General features: G+C 72.0%; 7 protein-coding genes. All 7 read left to right on the forward strand.

Features of this window, described 5'->3' with window-relative positions; all coding sequences use genetic code 11:
* Positions 1–15: 15 nt before the first annotated feature.
* The 7 genes from ACLJRM_RS21075 to ACLJRM_RS21105 all read left to right on the forward strand — a co-directional run bounded on the left by ACLJRM_RS21075 (position 16) and on the right by ACLJRM_RS21105 (position 20,616).
* On the forward strand, positions 16–14,178 hold the full coding sequence (locus ACLJRM_RS21075; RefSeq protein WP_410664041.1) for an SDR family NAD(P)-dependent oxidoreductase: 14,163 nt from the start codon (positions 16–18) through the stop codon (positions 14,176–14,178).
* 114 nt (positions 14,179–14,292) lie between these two features.
* The gene (locus ACLJRM_RS21080) at positions 14,293–15,129 is read left to right on the forward strand and encodes a hypothetical protein (protein WP_410664042.1); all 837 of its coding nucleotides are present in this window, start codon (positions 14,293–14,295) and stop codon (positions 15,127–15,129) included.
* Between the two features lie 5 nt (positions 15,130–15,134).
* The gene (locus ACLJRM_RS21085; protein ID WP_410664043.1) at positions 15,135–17,264 is read left to right on the forward strand and encodes a condensation domain-containing protein; all 2,130 of its coding nucleotides are present in this window, start codon (positions 15,135–15,137) and stop codon (positions 17,262–17,264) included.
* Positions 17,261–18,124 carry a 3-hydroxyacyl-CoA dehydrogenase family protein gene (locus tag ACLJRM_RS21090; RefSeq protein ID WP_410664044.1) on the forward strand — a complete coding sequence of 288 codons (864 nt, stop codon included), beginning with the start codon at positions 17,261–17,263 and terminating at the stop codon, positions 18,122–18,124. Before ACLJRM_RS21085 ends, ACLJRM_RS21090 begins: the two co-directional genes overlap by 4 nt.
* Positions 18,121–18,399 carry an acyl carrier protein gene (locus ACLJRM_RS21095; RefSeq protein WP_410664045.1) on the forward strand — a complete coding sequence of 93 codons (279 nt, stop codon included), beginning with the start codon at positions 18,121–18,123 and terminating at the stop codon, positions 18,397–18,399. The genes ACLJRM_RS21090 and ACLJRM_RS21095 overlap by 4 nt, the downstream gene beginning before the upstream one ends.
* Positions 18,392–19,519, forward strand: a complete 1,128-nt coding sequence (locus ACLJRM_RS21100; RefSeq protein WP_410664046.1) for an acyl-CoA dehydrogenase family protein — start codon at positions 18,392–18,394, stop codon at positions 19,517–19,519. The genes ACLJRM_RS21095 and ACLJRM_RS21100 overlap by 8 nt, the downstream gene beginning before the upstream one ends.
* Positions 19,516–20,616, forward strand: coding sequence for an HAD-IIIC family phosphatase (locus tag ACLJRM_RS21105; protein WP_410664047.1), 1,101 nt, complete (start codon positions 19,516–19,518; stop codon positions 20,614–20,616). Before ACLJRM_RS21100 ends, ACLJRM_RS21105 begins: the two co-directional genes overlap by 4 nt.
* Positions 20,617–20,730 lie beyond the last annotated feature (114 nt).

Raw genomic sequence — 20,730 nt, forward strand, 5'->3', positions numbered from 1 at the left:
TGGGTGGAAGCAGCGATGAGCGAGAAGGCTGACAAGCTCCTGGAAGCGCTGCGGGCCTCGGTCAAGGAGACCGAGCGGCTGAAGTCGCGCAACCGGGAACTCGTCTTGGCGGCTTCCGAGCCGCTGGCCATCGTCGGCATGGGCTGCCGCTATCCCGGCGGGGTGCGCACCCCCGCGCAGTTCTGGGAGCTGCTGTCCGAGGGCGGCGACGCGATCTCGGGTTTCCCGACCGACCGCGGCTGGGACGCCGAGGGCGTCTACGACCCGGACCCGGACAACCCGGGAACGTCCTATGTGGTCGAAGGCGGGTTCCTGCGGGACGCGGCGAGCTTCGACGCCGAGTTCTTCGGGATCAGCCCGCGCGAGGCGCTGGCGATGGACCCGCAGCAGCGGCTGCTGCTGGAGATCTCGTGGGAAGCGCTGGAGGCCGCCGGGGTCGATCCGGCCGCGCTGCGCGGTTCGCGGACCGGCGTGTTCATCGGCGTCGCGCCGGGGGACTACGTCACGCATCCCTCGCTGCAGACCACCGAGGGACTGGCCTGGCACCTGATGACCGGCGGCGCGGCCAGCGTCATGTCCGGCCGGATCTCCTACCTGCTCGGCTTGCAGGGGCCAGCGGTCTCCATCGACACGGCTTGCTCTTCTTCGCTGGTCGCGCTGCATCTGGCGGCGCAGGCGGTGCGGTCGGGGGAATGCTCGATGGCGTTGGCGGGCGGGGTCACCGTGATGGCCTCGCCGAGCGGGTTCGTCGGCTTCTCACGGCAGCGTGGTCTCGCCGAGGACGGCCGCTGCAAGGCGTTCTCCGCGGACGCGGACGGCATGGGCATGGCCGAGGGCGCCGGGATGGTGCTCGTGGAACGGCTGTCCGACGCCCAGCGCAACGGGCACCAGGTGCTGGCCGTCCTTCGCAGCAGTGCGATGAACCAGGACGGCGCGTCCAACGGCATGACCGCGCCGAACGGGCCTTCGCAGCAACGGGTGATCAAGGCCGCGCTGGCCGGGGCGCATCTCTCGTCCGCCGACGTGGACGTGGTCGAGGCGCACGGCACGGGCACCACGCTCGGTGACCCGATCGAGGCGCAGGCCCTGCTGGCCACCTACGGCCAGGACCGGCCGGAAGACCGGCCGCTGCTGCTGGGCTCGGTGAAGTCCAACATCGGGCACACCCAGCAGGCCGCCGGGGTCGCCGGGGTGATCAAGCTGGTGCTCGCGCTGCAGCACGGCGAGCTGCCGAAGACCCTGCACGCGGACGAGCCCTCGCCGCATGTGGACTGGACCGAAGGCCACGTCCGGTTGCTGACCGAGAGCACGCCGTGGCCCGCAGGCGAACGTCCTCGCCGAGGCGGGGTGTCGTCGTTCGGGCTGAGCGGCACCAATGCGCACGTCATCCTGGAGGAAGCGCCCGCCGCGGCTTCCACGCCGGTTGAGCGACCGGAGCCGGTACTCGGCACCGGAGTGGGTGGCGCGTGGGTGCTGTCCGGGCGGACGCCTGAAGGCCTTGCCGGGCAGACGGAACAGCTGCGCGAGTGGGTGCTCGCGCGGCCGGAGCTGTCTCCGGCGGACGTGGGCTGGTCGTTGGCGACGACGCGGTCGGTGTTCGAGCACCGCGCGGTGGTGACGGGCGAGTTCGCTTCGGGGTTGAGCGACCTGGCGGCCGGGGTGCCCTCGGGTGCGGTGGTGACCGGGTCGGCGCGGGCGGGAGTGCGTCCGGTGTTCGTGTTCGCCGGGCAGGGTTCGCAGTGGGTCGGCATGGGCCGGGAGCTCGCGCAGGCGAGTGCGGTGTTCGCGGCGCGGCTGGCGGAGTGCGAGGCGGCTTTGGAGTCCTTTGTGGACTGGAAGCTGTCCGATGTGCTCGCCGAAGAGCTGACGACGGCGGATGTGGTGCAGCCCGCGTTGTGGGCGGTGATGGTGTCTCTGGCCGCGGTCTGGGAGGCGGCTGGGGTGCGCCCGGAGGCGGTGGTCGGGCATTCGCAGGGCGAGATTGCCGCGGCGACGGTTGCCGGGATGTTGTCCGTTGAGGACGGTGCGCGGGTTGTTGCGCTGCGCTCCAAGTCGTTGAAGGTGTTGGCGGGTCTAGGCGGCATGATGTCGGTCAGCGCGGCTGCCGATGCTGTGGAGGAGCGGCTGGGCCGGTGGGGTGATCGACTGTCGCTTGCGGCCGTGAATGGTCCGTCCGCGGTGGTGGTTTCGGGTGAGCCGGAGGCGTTGGCTGAGCTGAAGTCCGAACTGGATGCCGAGGGTGTCCGGGCGCGGATGGTGGCGGTGGATTACGCGTCGCATGGTGTGCAGGTGGAGCGGCTGGAGGACGAGATCCGCGCGGTGCTGGCGGGGGTCGAGCCGCGCAAGGGCCGGGTGCCGATGGTGTCGGCGATGTCCGGGGAGACCCTCACTGGTGAGGAACTGGACGCCGGGTATTGGTATGAGAGCCTGCGCTCGACTGTCCACTTCGAACGCGCGGTGCGCCTTCTCGTCGAGCAGGAACACAATGTTTTCCTCGAGGTGACCCCGCATCCGGTGCTGCTGGGCGCGATGAACGACACCCTGGGCGACACCGCCGCGGTGTGCGGCACGCTGCGCCGCGACGACGGCGGCAGCGCGCGGATGCTCACTTCCTTCGCCGAGGCTTTCGTGCACGGGGTCGCGGTGGACTGGACGCGGGTGCTGCCGTCCGGGAACCGGGTGGAACTGCCGACATATGCGTTCCAGCGGGCACGGTTCTGGCCTTCGGAGACCGCTCCGGTGCTGGGCGGCGACGCCGTGTCGCTGGGCCTGGGCGCGGTCGATCACCCCTTGCTCGGCGCGGCGGTGGAACTCGCCGATGGCGCCGGCTTGGTCTGCACCGGCCGGCTGTCGGTCCGGACACATCCGTGGCTGGCCGATCACCGCGTCGGCGGGGTGATCCTGTTGCCTGGCACCGGTTTCGTGGAGATGCTCCTGCGGGCCGGGGACCAGGCGGGCTGCGGCGTGCTGGAAGAATTGACCTTGCAGGCGCCGCTGGTGGTGCCCGCCGAGCAGGGCGTGCAGTTGCAGGTCATCGTGTCCGAGGCGGGCCGGGACGGCCGGCGCGCGGTCGAGGTGTTCGCCCACCGTGACGACGCGGGCGAAGGCTGGACCCAGCACGCCGGCGGCACCGTGGCCCCATCCGGACCGGGCGAAACACACGACGAGGAACTGGCCGTCTGGCCGCCGCGGAACGCCACCCGCGTCGAGGTCGACGGCCTCTACGAGGCTTTGGCTGACGCTTCCTACCGGTACGGTCCGGCTTTCCGGGGCGTGCGCGGAGTCTGGCGGCGCGGCGAAGACGTCTTCGCCGAAGTGTCGTTGCCCGAGGGCATGGCCGAGCAGGCGGGCGCGTTCGGCCTGCATCCCGCGTTGCTCGACGCGGTCCTCCAGGCCGGCGTGTTCGCCGGTGGCCCCGACGCGGAGGTCTCCGGCGAAGTACGGCTGCCGTTCGCCTGGACCGGAGTGGAGCTGTTCGCGGGCGGCGCGTCCGTGCTGCGCGCGCGGCTGCGCCGGGACGCGACCGGCTCACTGTCCTTTGTGGCGGCGGACGTCACCGGCGCGACCGTCGTTTCGGTGGGGTCGTTGAGCACCCGTCCGGTGGCGGCGGACCAGTTGAGCGTCGCCGACCCGGTGGTGCAGGACGCGCTGTTCGCGGTGGAGTGGGCGGAGATCGGCGAGTCGACTCCCGCCGATGAGGTCTGGGCAGTCGTGGGGGAGGACCGGTTCGGCGTCGCCGATGTCCTTCCGGCCGAGTCCATTTCGGACCTTTCCGCGCCGGCTGAGACGGCACCGGGTGTGCTGGTGGTCTGCGCCGGCGGCACCGGGGACGCCGACACGCCCGCATCCGCAAGGCGGGCGACCGCCGAAGTGCTCGACGTGGTCCAGCGGTGGCTGGCCGACGAACGTCTCGAAGCGGCGCGCCTGGTCGTGCTGACCCGCGGCGCGGTGGCTTCGGTGCCCGGCGAGCGGGTGCACGATCTGGCCGGGGCCGCGGTCTGGGGTCTCGTGCGGTCGGCCCAGTCGGAGAACCCCGGACGGCTGGTGCTGGCCGACGTCCTCGACGACGCGGACCTCGCGCAGCTCCCGTCCATTATGGACAGTGGTGAGCCGGAGGTGGCCGTTCGCGGTGGTGTCGCGTTGGGACGGCGGCTGACTCGTCCGTCCGGTGATCTCGTGTTGCCGGGGGGCTTGTGGCGGCTGGAGCCGGACGAGAACGGGTCCCTCGACGGACTCGTGCCGGCTCCGGTGGCCGACGTGGCGCTGGGGCCGGGCCAGGTCCGGGTGGGCGTGCGGGTCGCGGGCTTGAACTTCCGGGACGTGCTGATCGCGTTGGGGATGTATCCCGGTGGTGGGGTGATGGGTGGTGAGGTCGCGGGCCGGGTCCTGGAGGTCGGGCCCGGGGTGGCCGGTTTCGGGGTGGGTGACCGGGTGCTGGGTATCGTGTCCGGCGGGTTCGGTCCGGAGGTGGTCGCCGACGCGCGGCATCTCGTCGGCATTCCGGACAGCTGGTCCGAAGTGGACGCTGCTTCGGTGCCGGTGGCGTTCCTGACGGCTTGGTACGCGCTGGTGGAGTTGGCGGGCGCGCGGTCCGGGCAGCGGGTGCTGGTGCACGCGGCCGCGGGCGGCGTGGGGATGGCGGCGGTCCGTATCGCGCGGCATCTGGGGTTGGAGGTTTTCGCTACTGCCAGCCCGGCGAAGCACGGTGTGCTGGCTGGTCTGGGTCTGGACGCGGACCATGTTTCGACCTCGCGCGGTGTTGAGTTCGAGCGTGATTTCCTTGTCGCGACGGGTGGTCGTGGTGTGGATATCGTGGTGAACTCGTTGGCGGGCGAGTTGGTGGACGCGTCGCTGCGGCTGCTGCCTGAGGGTGGTTCGTTCGTGGAGATGGGCCGCACTGACCTGCGGGCCCCGGAGACGATTTCCGCCGGAGTGGTTTACCGGCCGTTCGATCTGGCGGAGGCCGGCTCGGCGGGCCTGCACCGGATGTTGGTGCGGGTGGTCGAGCTGATGGCCTCGGGCGTGCTGGCGAAGCTGCCGGTGCGGGTGTGGGATGTGAGGCGGGCGCGGGATGCGTTCCGGTTCATGTCGCAGGCCAAGCACACCGGCAAGATGGTCTTCACCATTCCGGCCGCGGCGGTGTCGGCTTCCCGCTCGGCGCTGATCACCGGTGGCACCGGGACGTTGGGCGGTCTGGTCGCCCGGCATCTGGCGTCGACCGGGCGTGCGGACGAGTTGGTGCTGACCGGTCGTTCGGGCCCGGGTGCGCCGGACGTCGCGACGCTGGCGGCGGAGTTGGCGTCGTTGGGCGCGTCGGTCCGCGTTGTCGCCTGTGACGCGGCGGAGCGCGAGGATCTCGCCACCGTGCTGCGCGGGGTGCCGTTGCTGAAGTCGGTCGTGCACACGGCGGGCGTCCTGGACGACGCCACGATCGCGTCGCTGACGTCCGAGCGCGTGTCGGCCGTCATGCGGCCCAAAGTGGACGGTGCGTGGAACCTGCACGAGCTGACCAAGGACCGCGAGCTGGACGAGTTCGTCCTGTTCTCCTCGGCGGCGTCGACGTTCGGCGCGCCGGGGCAGGGGAACTACGTCGCGGCGAATTCCTTTCTGGACGGTCTCGCGGCGGATCGGCGCGCGGCGGGGCTGCCGGGAACCTCGCTGGCGTGGGGTATGTGGGCCGAGACCAGCGCACTGACCGGGCAGCTCAGCGACGCGGAACGGTCCCGGATCAACCGGGGCGGCGTGGCGGCGCTGAGCGCGCAGGACGGTCTCGCGCTGTTCGACCGCGCGGTGTCGCGCGACGAAGCGGTCCTGGTGCCCGCGCTGCTGAACATCGCGGGACTGCGGGCGCAGGCTGCCAAGGGCGGCGAAGTCCCGCCGGTCTGGCGGGCACTGATCACCGCCAGGCCAGGCCGCCGGACGGCGGCGTCGGAGGTCGGCGCGGACTCGTTGCGGCAGCGGCTGGCCGGACTGTCCGAACCGGACCGGGAACGCGCCCTCGTCGATCTGGTGCGCACCCATGTGGCGGCGGTGCTCGGCCACCGTTCCCCCGAGGCGATCGGCGCGAACCGGGTCTTCACCGAGCTGGGCTTCGACTCGTTGACCGCGGTCGAACTGCGGAACCGGCTGAACGCCGCCACCGGTCTGCGGCTGCCCGCCACCCTCGTCTTCGATTACCCGACCCTGCTCGTGCTGGCCGGGCACCTCACCTCGCTGCTGGTGGACGGCTCCGCGGCGCCGGTGCGCTCGGTGGCGGCGCACGCCGCGGCGGCCACCGGCGAGCCGATCGCGATCGTCGGCATGGCCTGCCGTTATCCCGGCGACGTCACCGGCCCCGAATCGTTCTGGCGGCTGCTGCGCACCGGGACCGACGCGGTCGCCGGGTTCCCGGACGACCGCGGCTGGGAGACGGTCTACGACCCCGACCCGGACAGCGTGGGCACCCTCTACACCCGGTCCGGCGGCTTCATGTCCGACGCCGGCGGCTTCGACGCGGGCTTCTTCGGCATCAGCCCGCACGAGGCGCTCGCCATGGACCCGCAGCAGCGGCAGCTGCTCGAAGTCTCCTGGGAGGCGATCGAGCGGGCCGGGATCGACCCCGGTTCGCTGCGCGGCAGCCAGACCGGCGTGTTCGTCGGCGGGTTCGCTTCCGGCTACGGGATGAGCCTCGGCGCGGGCGCGGAGGGCAGCGAAGGGCACGCGACCACCGGTTTCGCCACCAGCGTGCTGTCCGGCCGGATCTCCTACACGCTCGGCCTCGAAGGCCCGGCGATCACCGTGGACACCGCGTGCTCGTCCTCGCTGGTCGCGCTGCACCTCGCGGTCCAGGCGATCCGGGCGGGGGAGTGCTCGATGGCGCTCGCCGGCGGCTCGACGGTCATCGCCACCCCGGACGGCATCGTCGGGTTCAGCAGGCAGCGCGGTTTGGCAGCAGACGGCCGGTGCAAGGCGTTCTCCGACGACGCGGACGGCATGGGCTTCGCCGAGGGCGCGGGCGTCGTGGTGGTGGAGCGGCTTTCGGACGCGCGGCGCAACGGGCACCAGGTGCTGGCCGTGGTGGCCGGCAGCGCGGTGAACCAGGACGGTGCGTCGAACGGGTTGACGGCGCCGAATGGTCCTTCGCAGCAGCGCGTTATTCGCGCGGCACTGGCGAATGCCGGGTTGTCGGAGTCCGATGTGGACGTGGTGGAGGCGCACGGCACCGGCACGGTGCTGGGCGACCCGATCGAGGCGCAGGCGTTGCTGGCCACCTACGGCCAAGACCGCGACCGCCCGTTGTGGCTGGGTTCGGTGAAGTCGAACATCGGGCACACGCAGGCGGCGGCCGGCGTGGCGGGCGTGATCAAGATGGTGTTGGCGTTGCAGCATCAGGAGATTCCACGCACGCTGCACGTCGAAGAGCCTTCGTCGCATGTCGACTGGGAGTCCGGCGCGGTCCGGCTGCTGGACGCCCCGGCTCCGTGGCCCTCCGGCGACCGGGTGCGCCGAGCCGGTATTTCCTCGTTCGGCATCAGCGGCACCAACGCGCACATCCTGGTCGAGGAGGCCCCCGCCGCGGACGACGCCGAGACCGAGGTGGTCCCGCCGTCCACGGCGGTCGAATCCGGCGGGATCGGCGCTTGGCTGGTTTCCGGGCGGACGGCGGACGGCCTGGCGCGCCAGGCCGAGCGGCTGCACGGCTGGGCCACGGCCCGGGAGGCGCTGGCGCCGGCCGACGTGGCCTGGTCGCTGGCTATCACCCGGTCCGCGTTCGAACACCGCGCCGTGGTCGTCGGCGACCAGGACGCCCTGCTCGCGGGCCTGCGCGACCTCGCCGACGGCGTCCCGTCCGGCTCGACGTCCGCCGGAGTGGTCCGCGACGACGTGCGCCCGGTGTTCGTCTTCGCCGGTCAGGGTTCGCAGTGGCTCGGCATGGGCGAGGAACTCGCGCGGTCGAGCGCGGTGTTCGCGGCCCGGCTCGCCGAATGCGAGCGGGCGCTGGAGTCCTTTGTGGACTGGAAGCTGTCCGAGGCGCTCGGCGGCGAGCTGGAGTCGGCGGATGTCGTCCAGCCCGCGCTGTGGGCGGTCATGGTTTCCCTTGCCGCCGTCTGGGAAGCGGCCGGGGTCCGGCCGGACGTGGTGGTCGGTCATTCGCAGGGTGAGATCGCGGCGGCGACCGTCGCGGGGATGCTGTCCGTCGAGGACGGTGCGCGGGTGGTGGCGCTGCGCTCGAAGACGTTGAAGGCGTTGGCGGGCCGGGGCGGCATGCTGTCGGTCAGCGCCGCTGCCTCTGAAGTGGAGGAACGGCTCGGCCGATGGGATGATCGACTGTCGCTCGCGGCCGTGAACGGTCCGGCCGCGGTGGTCGTCTCGGGTGAGCCGCAGGCGTTGGCCGGGCTGAAGTCCGAACTGGACGCCGAGGGCATCCGGGCACGGATGGTCGCGGTGGATTACGCGTCGCACTGTGCGCAGGTCGAGAGCCTGGAAGAGGAGATCCGCGCGGTGCTGGCGGAGGTGTCGCCGCGGCGGGGCCGGGTGCCGATGGTGTCGGCGATGTCCGGGGTAACTCTGACCGGCGAGGAACTCGACGCCGGGTATTGGTACGAGAGCCTGCGTGCGCCGGTCAGGTTCGATCGCGCGATCCGGTCGGTGGCGGGCGACGGGCACCGGATGTTCATCGAGGTGACCCCGCACCCGGTCCTGCTCGGCGCGATGACGGACACCCTGGACGAGGTGGTCGCCGCCGCCGGTCCGGGCGCGGCGCCCGGCGTCGTGTGCGGCACGCTCCGCCGGGACGACGGCGGTGCGGCGCGGTTGCTGGCCTCGTTCGCGGAAGCTTTCGTGCACGGTGCGCCGGTGGACTGGGCGGCGGTGCTGCCGTCCGGCGCCCACGTGGACCTGCCGACCTATGCGTTCGACCATGTGCGGTACTGGCCGAAGCCCGGTGGCGGTGGTGCCGGTGACGCGGTCTCGTTGGGCTTGGGCGCCGTGGACCATCCCTTGCTGGGCGCGGCGGTGGAACTGGCCGGCGGCGCAGGCATGGTGTGCACTGGCCGGTTGTCGGTGCGCATGCATCCGTGGCTGGCCGACCACGTCGTGAACGGGGTGCTCCTGTTGCCGGGCACGGCGTTCGTGGAACTGGCGGTGCTGGCCGGGGACCAGATGGGCTGCGGCCTGCTGGAAGAGCTGACTTTGCAGGCTCCGCTGGTGATCCCGGCCGACGGCGGCGTGCAGGTCCAGGTGGTGCTGGGCGACGCAGAGGACGGGCGTCGGACGGTCGAGGTGTTCGCGCGCCGCGACGACGCGGACGAGAACTGGACTCAACACGCCAGTGGCACCGTCACTACGGCGACGACCGCGGAGACCCGGGACCCCGAGCTGGCCGTCTGGCCGCCCCGCGAGGCCACTGCTGTGGACATCGACGGGATGTACGCGGACGAAGGCCCGTACGGCTACGGCCCGGCCTTCCGCGGCCTGCAAGCGGTCTGGCGTCGCGGTGAGGATGTCTTCGCCGAGGTCGCCCTCCCGGACGGGCTCGACGCGGGAGCGTTCGGCCTGCACCCCGCGCTGCTCGACGCGGTGCTGCACGCCAGCGCGCTGACCGGCACCGCCGAATCCGGCGAGGTGCGCCTGCCGTTCGCGTGGACGGGAGTGCGGCTGCACGCGAGCGGGGCGTCGGCGCTCCGGGCGCGGTTGCGCCGGGACCACACCGGCGCGCTGACCGTGACGGCCGCCGACCCAACCGGGGCTACGGTGATCACGGTGGACTCGCTGATCACCCGTCCGCTCGCGACGGATCAGCCGACCGTCGCCGGACCCAGCGTGGCGGACGCGTTGTTCGCGGTGGAGTGGTCCGCGATCGGCGAGGCACCCGCGCTCGCCGGGGACTGGGCTCTTCTCGGAGCTGACCGTTTCGGCCTCACCGACACGCTCACGCTGCGGTCCTTTGTGGACCTTCCTGTGCTGATCGCGGCGGAGAAAACCCCCGACGTGGTGCTGGTTTGGGTCGGTGACGGAGACGCGGCCGACGCGGCGAAGGCGGCGCGCCAGGCCACTGTGGACACGCTGAACCTGCTCCAGTCGTGGCTGGCGGAGGAACGGCTGGAGCAGACGCGGCTGGTGCTCCTGACCCGGCGGAGCCAGGCCGTCGAGCCCGGTGAGCGGATCGGCGATCTGGCCGGTTCCGCGGCGTGGGGACTGGTACGGTCCGCACAGGCGGAAAACCCCGGCCGGGTAGTGCTGGCCGATCTGCCCGACGGCGCCGCCGCCGCGCTCCTGCCGACCATTGTGGACAGTGGGGAACCGGAACTGGCGGTCCGAGGGCGGCTCGCCTACGCCCGGCGGCTCGCCCGCCCGAGCGGCGCCCGGCAAGGGGCAGCGCACCCGCCGGTCGCGGGCACCGCCTTGGTGACCGGCGGCACCGGCACCCTCGGCTCACTCGTCGCCCGGCATCTGGTGACCACTGGACAGGCCGACGCGGTGGTGCTGACCAGCCGATCCGGTCCCGCCGCCGCCGGGGCGGCGGCGCTGGCCGCCGAACTAGCCGATCGCGGCACCGGAGTGGCCGTCCTCGCCTGCGACGCGGCGAACCGGGCCGAACTGGCCACCGTGGTCGACGCGATCCCGGAGCTTACCTCCGTGGTGCACACCGCCGGTGTGCTCGACGACGCGACGATCACTTCGCTCACCGAGTCGCGTGTGGACACTGTGCTGCGGCCTAAGGCGTTCGCCGCCTGGCACCTGCACGAACTCACCCGAGACCGGAACCTGGCGCGCTTCGTGCTGTTCTCCTCGGCCGCGGCCACCTTCGGCGTGGCCGGGCAGGGCAACTACGTGGCCGCCAACGCTTTCCTCGACGCCCTCGCCGCCGACCGGCGCGCGGCCGGCCTGCCCGGCACGTCCCTCGCCTGGGGCATGTGGGCCGAGGTCAGCGGCCTGACCAGCACGCTCACCGACGCCGAACGCGCCAAGATGGCCCGCGACGGCGGCGCGCTCAGCGCCGACGAGGGCCTCGAACTGTTCGACGACGCGCTCGACCGGGCCGAGGCCGTCCTGGTGCCCGTGCGTCTCGATCTCGGCCGGCTGCGGACCCAGGCGGCCCGCAGCGGCGAGGTCGCGCCGTTGTGGCGGGCGCTGCTCGGCGGCCCGGCTCGCCGGAGCGCTTCGTCCGGCGCGGCGGGCGCGGATTCGCTGCGCGAGCAGCTCGCCGCGCTGTCCGCGCAGGACGGGCACGAGGTGCTGCTCGGCCTGGTGCGGACCCACGTCGCCGCGACGCTGGGGCACGCGACCGGCGAAGCGGTCGATCCGGAACGGGCGTTCACCGACCTGGGCTTCACCTCGCTGACCGCGGTGCAGCTGCGCAACCGGCTCAGCACCGCGACCGACCTGCGGCTGCCCGCGACCCTGGTCTTCGACTACCCGAACCCGACCGCGCTCGCGGTGCGGCTCGCCGAACAGTTCGGCGGGGTCGCCGCGCGCCCGGCCGCGCCGGTCGTCACCGGTGGGGCCACCGACCACGAGCCCGTCGCCATCGTCGGGATGAGCTGCCGGTTCCCCGGCGGGGTCGACAGCCCGGAGGAGTTCTGGCGGCTGGTGGACGGCGGTGAGGACGTCATCTCGGCGTTCCCCGCCGACCGCGGCTGGGACCTCGGCGGCCTGTACGACGCGGACGCCGCGCACACCGGCACCTCCTACACCCAGGCGGGCGGCTTCCTCTCCGACGCCAGCGCGTTCGACGCCGCGTTCTTCGGGATCAGCCCGCGCGAGGCGCTGGCGATGGACCCGCAGCAACGCCTGCTGCTGGAACTGTCCTGGGAGGCGTTCGAACGGGCCGGGATCGACCCGACCTCGCTGCGCGGCAGCCAGACCGGGGCGTTCGTGGGCGGCTACACCTCCGGCTACGAGCAGAGCGTGCTCGCCGAAGAGGGCAGCGCCGACCTCGAAGGCCACCTGATGACCGGCATCGCCACGAGCATCCTTTCCGGACGGCTGGCCTACACGCTGGGCCTCGAGGGCTCCACGATGACCGTGGACACCGCGTGCTCCTCCGCGCTGGTGGCCCTGCACCTGGCCGCGCAGGCGCTGCGCAGCGGCGAATGCTCGATGGCGCTGGCCGGCGGGGTCACGATCATGGCCACGCCGGGCACGTTCGTCGAGTTCTCCCGTCAGCGCGGGCTGGCGCCGGACGGCCGGTGCAAGGCCTTCGCGGCGGGCGCGGACGGCACCGGATTCGCCGAGGGCGCGGGGCTGCTCGTCTTGGAACGGCTGTCGGACGCGCGCCGCGCGGGGCACCCCGTGCTCGCGGTCCTCCGGGGCAGCGCGACCAACCAGGACGGCGCCTCCAACGGCCTCACCGCGCCGAACGGCCCGTCGCAGCAACGGGTCATCCGGGCGGCGCTGGCGAACGCGCACCTCACTGCGTCCGAAGTGGACGCCGTGGAGGCGCACGGCACCGGCACCTCGCTGGGCGATCCCATCGAGGCGCAAGCGCTGATCGAGACCTACGGGCAGCATCGCGCGGCGGAGCGGCCGCTGTGGCTGGGCTCGGTGAAGTCCAACATCGGGCACACGCAGGCGGCCGCGGGGGTGGCCGGGGTGATCAAGATGGTGCTCGCCCTCCGGAACCAGCGCCTCCCGCAGACCCTGCACGTGGACGAGCCCTCGCCACACATCGACTGGTCGGCGGGCGAGGTGCGGTTGCTCACCGAACCGGTGTCCTGGCCCTCGGGCGGACGGCCCCGACGAGCCGGGGTGTCCTCGTTCGGGATCAGCGGCACCAACGCACACGTCATCGTGGAGGAAGCCCCGGTCGCGGCTGAACAGCCGGAGCGGTCCGGCGGCCCGGCGGTGGTGCCGTGGGCGTTGTCCGCGCGGACCGGGGAAGCGGTGCGGGCACAGGCCGCGCGGCTGCGGGCGCACCTGCTCGACCGGCCGGACGCGGACTTGGTCGACGTCGGTTTTTCCTTGGCCCGCACCAGAACGGTCTTCGGCCACCGCGCCGTCGTCGTCGGCCGCGACCGCGACGGCCTGCTCGCCGGGCTGTCTGCGCTCGCCGACGGCACACCGTCGCCGGAAGTGCCGACGGGCGTCGCGACCGACCGCAAGGCCGTGTTTGTCTTCCCCGACAAGGGGTTCGGTCCGCTGGCTGAGCTGATGGACGAGTCTCCCGCCTTCGCGGCGAGCATCGCCGAGTGCGCGCGGGCGCTGTCCGTCGAGTTGGACGAGGGGGTGCGAACCGGCTCGGACCGGCCGGAAGTCCGCTGGGCCGTGCAGGTTTCGCTGGCCGGGCTGTGGCGTTCGGCGGGCGTGCGCCCGGCAGCTGTCGCCGGGCAAGGGATCGGCGAGCTCGCGGCCGCGACGGTGGCAGGGGAGTTGACCCTGGCCGAAGCGGCGGCGTCGCTCGCCGCGGACACCCCGGCGGAACGGCGCGCGGGACGTGTCCCGGTGCTGCCGGTGGAAGAACTCGGCGGGTTCGGCGAATACGTGGAGTTCGGCGCCGAGCGGCTGAGCCCGGCGGAACCGGAGGCCACGGTCACCGCCGCACTGTCCGGTGCGGTGCCCGGTCTGAGCGCGGTGCTGACCGCGCTTTCCGCGGTGCACGTCCAGGGCACCGCGGTGGACTGGACCGCACTGCTCGGCCGCGGACGACGGGTGGACCTGCCGACGTATGCGTTCCAGCGCAACCGGTTCTGGCCCGCCCCGCCCGCTGTGCACAAGCAGGTGCGAGGGGAGCGGGAGTTCTGGGCCGCACTCGACGGCGGTGACCTGACGGCACTGTCCGAAGTGCTCGGTACGACCGAGCAGTTGAGTGCCGAAATGCCGCTTTCCGCGGTGCTGGAACGGATCGTCGCCTGGCGCGGTGCCGGCGCCGGGCCCGGCGGGGAAGCCGCGGCGGAGTCGCAGTGGCTGCCGTTGCTGGCGGGGAAGACCGAGGCGGAGCGCCGGGAAGTGCTGCTCGGACTGGTCCGCGAGGAGATCGCCGGCGTGCTCGGTTACGCGTCGGTCGACGAGGTCGGGCCGAGCACGGACATCTTCGATCTGGGCGCGACGTCGATGTCGGCCGTTCAACTGCGCGAGAGGTTCGACGCGCGGACTGGTCTTAAGCTGCCCGAGGGTTTCGTCTACGACAACTACCTGCCGGAAGCCATCGCGGACTTCCTGGCGAAGGAACTGCACGACCCCGCCGGTTCGGCGGGCTAGGCGAAAGCGCGCGGGGCCGCCTTTTCCCGGGCGGTCCAGGGGAATCGTCGCGCGCGTTCGCCGTCCGCGAGCGCGGGGAACTTGGCCGTCCGACTTCGATGATGGGATCTACCAGTGCCGAACGAAGAATCGTGGAGCGTGCTCTCCGCCCCCACGTCGAACTCCGTCGTCCTCGCCGTCGATTTTCCCGCGCCCGGCCGTCCCGAAGCGGGATTCGCGGATCTGACCGCGGTGATGGGCTCCGCGTGGTCCGCCCACGGCGTGCTCCAGACGAAGCTGCCCGCGGTGACCCTCGCCGATCGGCCCGGCCCGGAGACCTACCTCGACTACTGGACCGGCGACGAGCAGTTGAGCGGCCGCGAGGTGGTCGCGGTACTCGGCTACTGCCTCGGCGGCGTCTACGCGGCGGAGATCGCCGAGCGGATCGCGCGGCGGCAGAGCACCGAACCGGCCGTGGTGCTGTTCGACGGGCAGGTCACCGACAAGCAGCTGCTCGCGGTGGAGATCGACAAGCTGATCGCGCTCGGCGGCCCGGTGCTCACCGCGGATGAAGCGAGCCAGGCCCGGCTGCGGGCCGTCGAGATCGTGACCACGCCGGGGATCGCGCTGGCCGACGCCACCGAGGAGATCGTCGCGCTCTACCGCGAGGTGGCCACCGGCGCGTTCCGCAAGGTCGGCCTCGCGCCGGAACGCGGCGAAGAGGTCGTCCGGTTCTTCGAGACCTACATGGCGTGGCTCACCGCCGCCGAGGGCATCGACCCCGCCTCCGCCTGGGGCCGTTCGCTCGCGCTCACCTCCACCGATTACGCGGCGCTGGAAGAGGACGGCGCCCCCACCGCGGTCAACGCGACCAAGCTGATCGACAAGCGGTTCCGCCTCGAAGTCAGCCACGCCGACCTGCTGCGCGCCGACGAAACCGCGCGGGTGCTCCGAGACCACTCCGGGTTCTGAGCGCGATGGCCGCCACGACGACCGCGACGACCAACAAAGAAAAAGCACTGTGGCTGATGGAGGAACTGGTCCCCGGCGCGGGGATCAACAACCTCGGCTTCGCCCTGCACGTGGCGGGGCGGCTGCGCCCGGACGCGCTGCGCGAGGCGCTGGCCGTGGTGGTGGCGCGCACCGAGGCGCTCCGCACGGTCTTCCACGCCGGTGGCGCTGACCTGGTCAAGGAGATCCTGCCCGCCGACTCGGCGGAGGTGTCCGAGGTGACGGTCGAACCGCTCGAACTTTCCGGCGCGGAGCTGGAAAAGGACCTCACCGCGTTCGTGGACCGCCCGTTCCCGCTGGAGGGCGATCTGCTGATCCGCGCGGGACACGCCCGCGGCCCGGACGGCGACCTGTTCTGCCTCGGCGTGCACCACCTGGCGTTCGACATGACCTCCGCCGCGCTGTTCCTGCAGGAGTTCCTCCCGGTCTACGAGGCGATCGTCGCCGGGCGTCCGGTGCCGCCCGCCCCGGCGCGGCCCCCGGCGGGCGTGGAAAGCCGGCCGCGGCCCGCCGATCTCGAGTACTGGCGCGAAAACCTGAGCGGCTTCACCCCCGGCACGCTCGACCTGTGGTGCGGACGGCCCCGCGTCCACCGGCCGATGATGCGCGGCGACTACGCGCGCCACCCGCTCTCCGGCGAAGCGCTGGCGGCGATCGGGCAGTTGCAGCGGAAGCTGCGCGCCCCGGTCGCGGCGGTACTGCTGGCCGCCTACTCCGCGCTGCTCGTCGCGCACGGCGCGGGCGCCGATCTGGTGGTCGGGACCCCGGTCGACGTCCGCGGCGAGAACAGCGGCGCCATCGGCTACCACGTGAACGTGGTGCCGATCCGGATGCAGGTGGATCTGGCGGCCGGGTTCGGCCCGCTCGTCCGGCACGCCCGGGACGCCTTCCTCGGCGCGATGGCGCACGCGCACACCTCGGTGGAGGAGCTGACCGGCGAACTGCCCGGCATCGGCTCCACCTGGCAGACCGCGCTTTACCGGCACCTGTTCAACTTCGTGCCCGACTCGCCGGTCACCGAACTGGCCGTGGCCGGCCAGTCCGCCCGGCTGCTGCGGGTAGACAACCCCTACAGCAAGTTCGACCTCGAACTGGTCGCCTCGCAGAGCACCCCGGAGATCCAGTTCCGGTACTCCACCGAGAACTTGGACCGCGCCGACGTGGCGGCGCTGCTGCGGCGGCTGGACGCCCTGCTGGTCGCCGCCGCCCGGTCACCGGACCGGCCGCTGGCCGAAACCGCCGGGTGGAGCGACACCGACCGCGAGACCGTCGAACGTGCCCATCGCGCACCTATCGCCGTGACAGTTCCCGCAGCCACTCCGGCCCGCGCGGCGGCCGCGTTGGAGGAACGGCTCTCCCTGACTCCCGGCGAACGAGCACTGTCCGGCGGCCGAGTCTCCATCGTCGCTCCGGACGGACGGGAACTGCCCGTCGGCGTCCGCGGCGAACTGTGCCTGGACACCGGCGATGGCCCTGCGCGCACCGGAGAACTGGCCCGCTGGTTGCCCGACGGCGCGATCGAATGGCTCGGTCAGCTCGGCCGCCGGTTCGACACCGCGCACGGTCCGGTCGACCTCGGCGACCTCGAAGCGGCGCTGCTGGACGAGCCCGGCGTGTCCGCCGCGGCGGCGGTCGCCGTCCCGGCGGACGACGGGGAACACACCGTCGTCGTCTTCGCGGTGGCAGCGAAACCGTTGGCAGCGAAGGAAGTCCCCTGGCCGGTGGTGTCGCTGGAGGCCTTGCCGGAGACCGCCGACGGCAGCGTCGACACCGAGGCGCTGCGGCTGCTCGCCGAACGGGAGGCCCGGCCGGAAACCGGCGACCGCGACCACGAGGACGCAGTGGTCGAGGACCTGGTGCGGATCTGGGCGAAGCTGCTCGGCGGCGAGGCCACCGCACGGACCCACTTCTTCGAAGCGGGCGGCCATTCGCTGCTCGGCGCCGTGCTGGCGCAGCAGGCCGAAGAGCTCACCGGAACCCCCCTCGGGCTGACCGAGGTGTTCGAGCACCCGACTCCCGCGGCGCTGGCCGCGTGGGTGCGCGCGTCACAAGCAAGGCAGGAATCGGCTCACGAGACCGCAGGGAAGAACGTATGACCACGGCTTACGAAGATCACCGACTCGCCGTCATCGGCGCCGGGGTGATGGGCACGAACATCTCGACACTCGCGCTCGGCCACGGCGTCCCGGTCGTGCTGGTGGACATCGACGAGTCCGTTCTGGACACGGCGAAGGCCACCATCGCGCAGAAGACCCGGCACGCCCAGCTGATGGGCGTCCTGCCGGACCGCCCGACGGCCGAACTGACCACCAGCACCTCGCTGTCCTCGATCGCGGACGCGACCACCGTCGTCGAGGCCGTCACCGAGGTAGCCGAGGTGAAGGAAAAGGTGCTCGCAGAGGCCTCGCGGATCGTGGCCCCGGGCACCACGCTGATCTCCAACACCTCGTGCATCCCGATCGACGAGATGGCCGCCTGGACCGCGCGTCCGGAAGAACTGGTCGGCGTGCACTTCATGAACCCCTCGTACCTGATCAAGATGGTCGAGGTGATCCGCGGCCCGCGCACCGCGCCTGCGGTGCTGGACAACGCCGTCGGGCTGCTTTCGGTGCTGGGCCGGGAATCGCTGGTGATCGAGGACTCGGCCGGGTTCGTGATCAACCGGCTGCTGCACCCGCTGATCAACACCGCGGCGATGCTGGTGGAGGAGGGCGTCGCCTCCGTCGAGGTGGTCGACGGCCTGCTCGAAGGCTGCCTCGGCCACTCGACCGGACCGCTGCGCACCGGCGACCTGATCGGCCTGGAGAACCTGGTCGATTCCCTCAACGTGCTCTACGAGCGCCGCGGCGACGAAAGCTGCCGCCCCTGCGACCTGCTGCTGCAGAAGGTGGCGGACGGCCACCTCGGCCGGAAAACCGGCCGGGGCTTCTACGACTACGGAAAGGTCGCGTCATGACTACCGGGGAGACCACCGCCACGTCGCGCACCGCGGAAAGCCTTCAGCAGGAGCTGCTCGGCTTCCTCAGCGAGCGCATCAAGACCGACGTCGAGGCCGACCAGGACCTGTTCACCTCCGGCGTCGTCTCCTCGATGTTCGCGATGCAGCTCGTCGTGCACCTCGAATCGACCTACGACATCGCCATCGTCGGCCCGGACCTCAAACTGGACAACTTCCGCACCGTGGTGGCGATGACCGAGCTGGTGCTCCGGCTCCAGGACGGCGATGTTTGAGAAGATCGCCGACGAGGTCGCCCTGCTCGGCGAGCTCGTCGGCGACCGGGCCGCGGGCTGGGACGTCGAGGGCGAGCTGCCGACCGGGCTGCTGCGGGACCTCGGCTCCCGCGGCCTGCTCTGCGCGCAGGTGCCGGAGTCGTTCGGCGGACGGGGCCTGAGCAGCGCCGAAAACGGGGAGTTCACCGCCGAGGCCGGCGAACTGTGCAGTTCGCTGCGCAGCATCATGACCTCGCAGGGCATCGTGGCGTGGACCGTCCAGCGCTTCGGCGACAAGGTGCAGCGCCGCGAGCTGCTCGGCAGGCTCACCGGCGGTGAGCTGACCGCGGTCGGGTTCAGCGAACCGGGCGCGGGCAGCGATCTCGCCGCCATGCGCACCCGTCTCAAGCCGGAAGGGGACGGGTTCGTCCTCGACGGCGAGAAGAAGTGGGTCACCGGCACCCGCTACGCCGATTTCGTGCTCATCGTGGCCCGCCACGGCGACGGGGACGGCGCCGCCGCGGTCGTGGTGCCCACCGACGCCCAGGGCGTGCGGGTCGAACCGGTGCCGCATCCGATGGGGTGCCGGGCCGCCGGGCACGCGAACATTTTCCTGGACAACGTGGCGATCCCCGCCTCCGCGGTACTCGGCGGGGGCGAGCAGCCGCTGTCGCTGCTGTTCACCACGGCGCTGTCCTACGGCCGGATGTCGATCGCCTGGGGATGTGTCGGCATCATCCGGGCTTGCCTCGACTCTGCCGCGCGGCACGTCGCGCACCGCCGCCAGGGCGGGGTGGCGCTCGCCGAACACCAGCTGGTGCAGGAACACCTGGCCGAGATGTACGTGGCCGAGCAGCTGAGCCTGCGCGCCTGCGAACACGCCAGCCAGGGCTGGGACAGCTTCTCGCCCGACCTCGGCGCGCTGACGGTGCTCGCCAAGCACGTGAGCGCCGGCTACGCGGCTCGTGCCGCCGCGGCCGCCGTTCAACTGCACGGTTCGACGGGTGCGGGGGACGGGCACGTCGCCGCCCGCGCGTTCCGCGACGCGAAGCTGATGGAACTGATCGAGGGCAGCAACGAGATCTGCAAGCTGATCCTGGCCGATCACGTCTTGCGCAACCGGGGAGGAGAACTTCCGTGACCGACAAGCCGACCTTGGTCAAATGCCTGGTCTGGGACCTGGACAACACCGTATGGGACGGGACCCTGCTGGAGGACCCGGACGTGGAACTGTTCCCGGGGATCCGGGAGACCATCGTCGAACTCGACTCCCGCGGCGTCCTGAACTCCATCGCCAGCAAGAACGACTACGACCTCGCCTGGAAGCACCTGGAGAAGCTCGGCCTCGCCGAGTACTTCGTGCATCCGCAGATCGGCTGGGGCCGCAAGTCCGATTCGGTGGCGGAGATCGCGGAGCGGCTGAACTTCGCGCTGACCACCATCGCCTTCATCGACGACCTGCCGACGGAGCGGGCGGAGGTGAACTACCACAGCGACGCCGTGCGCTGCTACGACGCCACACAGGCGGGCGAGCTGACCGGGCTGCCAGAGTTCAGCCCCGAGGTCGTCACCGTCGACGCGCGCCGCCGTCGCGAGATGTACCAGGCCAGTTTCCGCCGGGACGCGGAGAAGGAGACCTTCAACGGCCCGGACGAGGACTTCCTGCGCAGCCTCGATTTGGTGATGGCGATCAAGCGCGCCGACGAGGTCGACCTGTCGCGGGTCGAGGAGCTGACCCTGCGCACCAGTCAGATGAACGCGACCGGCGTGCACTACTCCGACGCGGACCTGCGGAAACTACTCGTCGATCCCGACCACGAGGTGCTCACCGTCACCCTCACCGACCGGTTCGGCCCGCACGGCGCGGTCGGCGTGCTGCTGCTGGAACGGCATCCGCGGCTGTGGCACCTGAAGCTGCTCGCGACCTCCTGCCGGGTGGTCACTTTCGGCGCGGGCGCGGTGCTGCTCAACTGGCTGATCGACGAGGCCGCGCGGGCGGGCGGGCATCTGGTCGCGGACTTCCGGGCCACCGACCGCAACCGGATGATGGAGATCGCCTACCGGTTCGCCGGGTTCACCACCGACGCCTGCGACTGCCTCGCCGTGCTCGGCGAAGCCGCCGCGGACGGCCTGCAGCACCTGCACTTGGTGGCCGACCGGCGCGACGCCTCGACGACGATGAGCCTCACCGCGCCGGAGCTGGCTGTCGCCGCCGAAACTGCGGTGCGTCCCGGCTGACACCGGACCCGCCCCGACCCCCACCGGGCGGGGAAGGCCCGCGTCCGCGCGTCCTTCCCCGCCCGCCGCCCGTGCCAGGTAGCGGCGGGATTCGCGCAGCTATCCCAGAAGATC

The organism is Amycolatopsis sp. lyj-84, from assembly GCF_046549075.1.
Lineage (GTDB): Bacteria > Actinomycetota > Actinomycetes > Mycobacteriales > Pseudonocardiaceae > Amycolatopsis.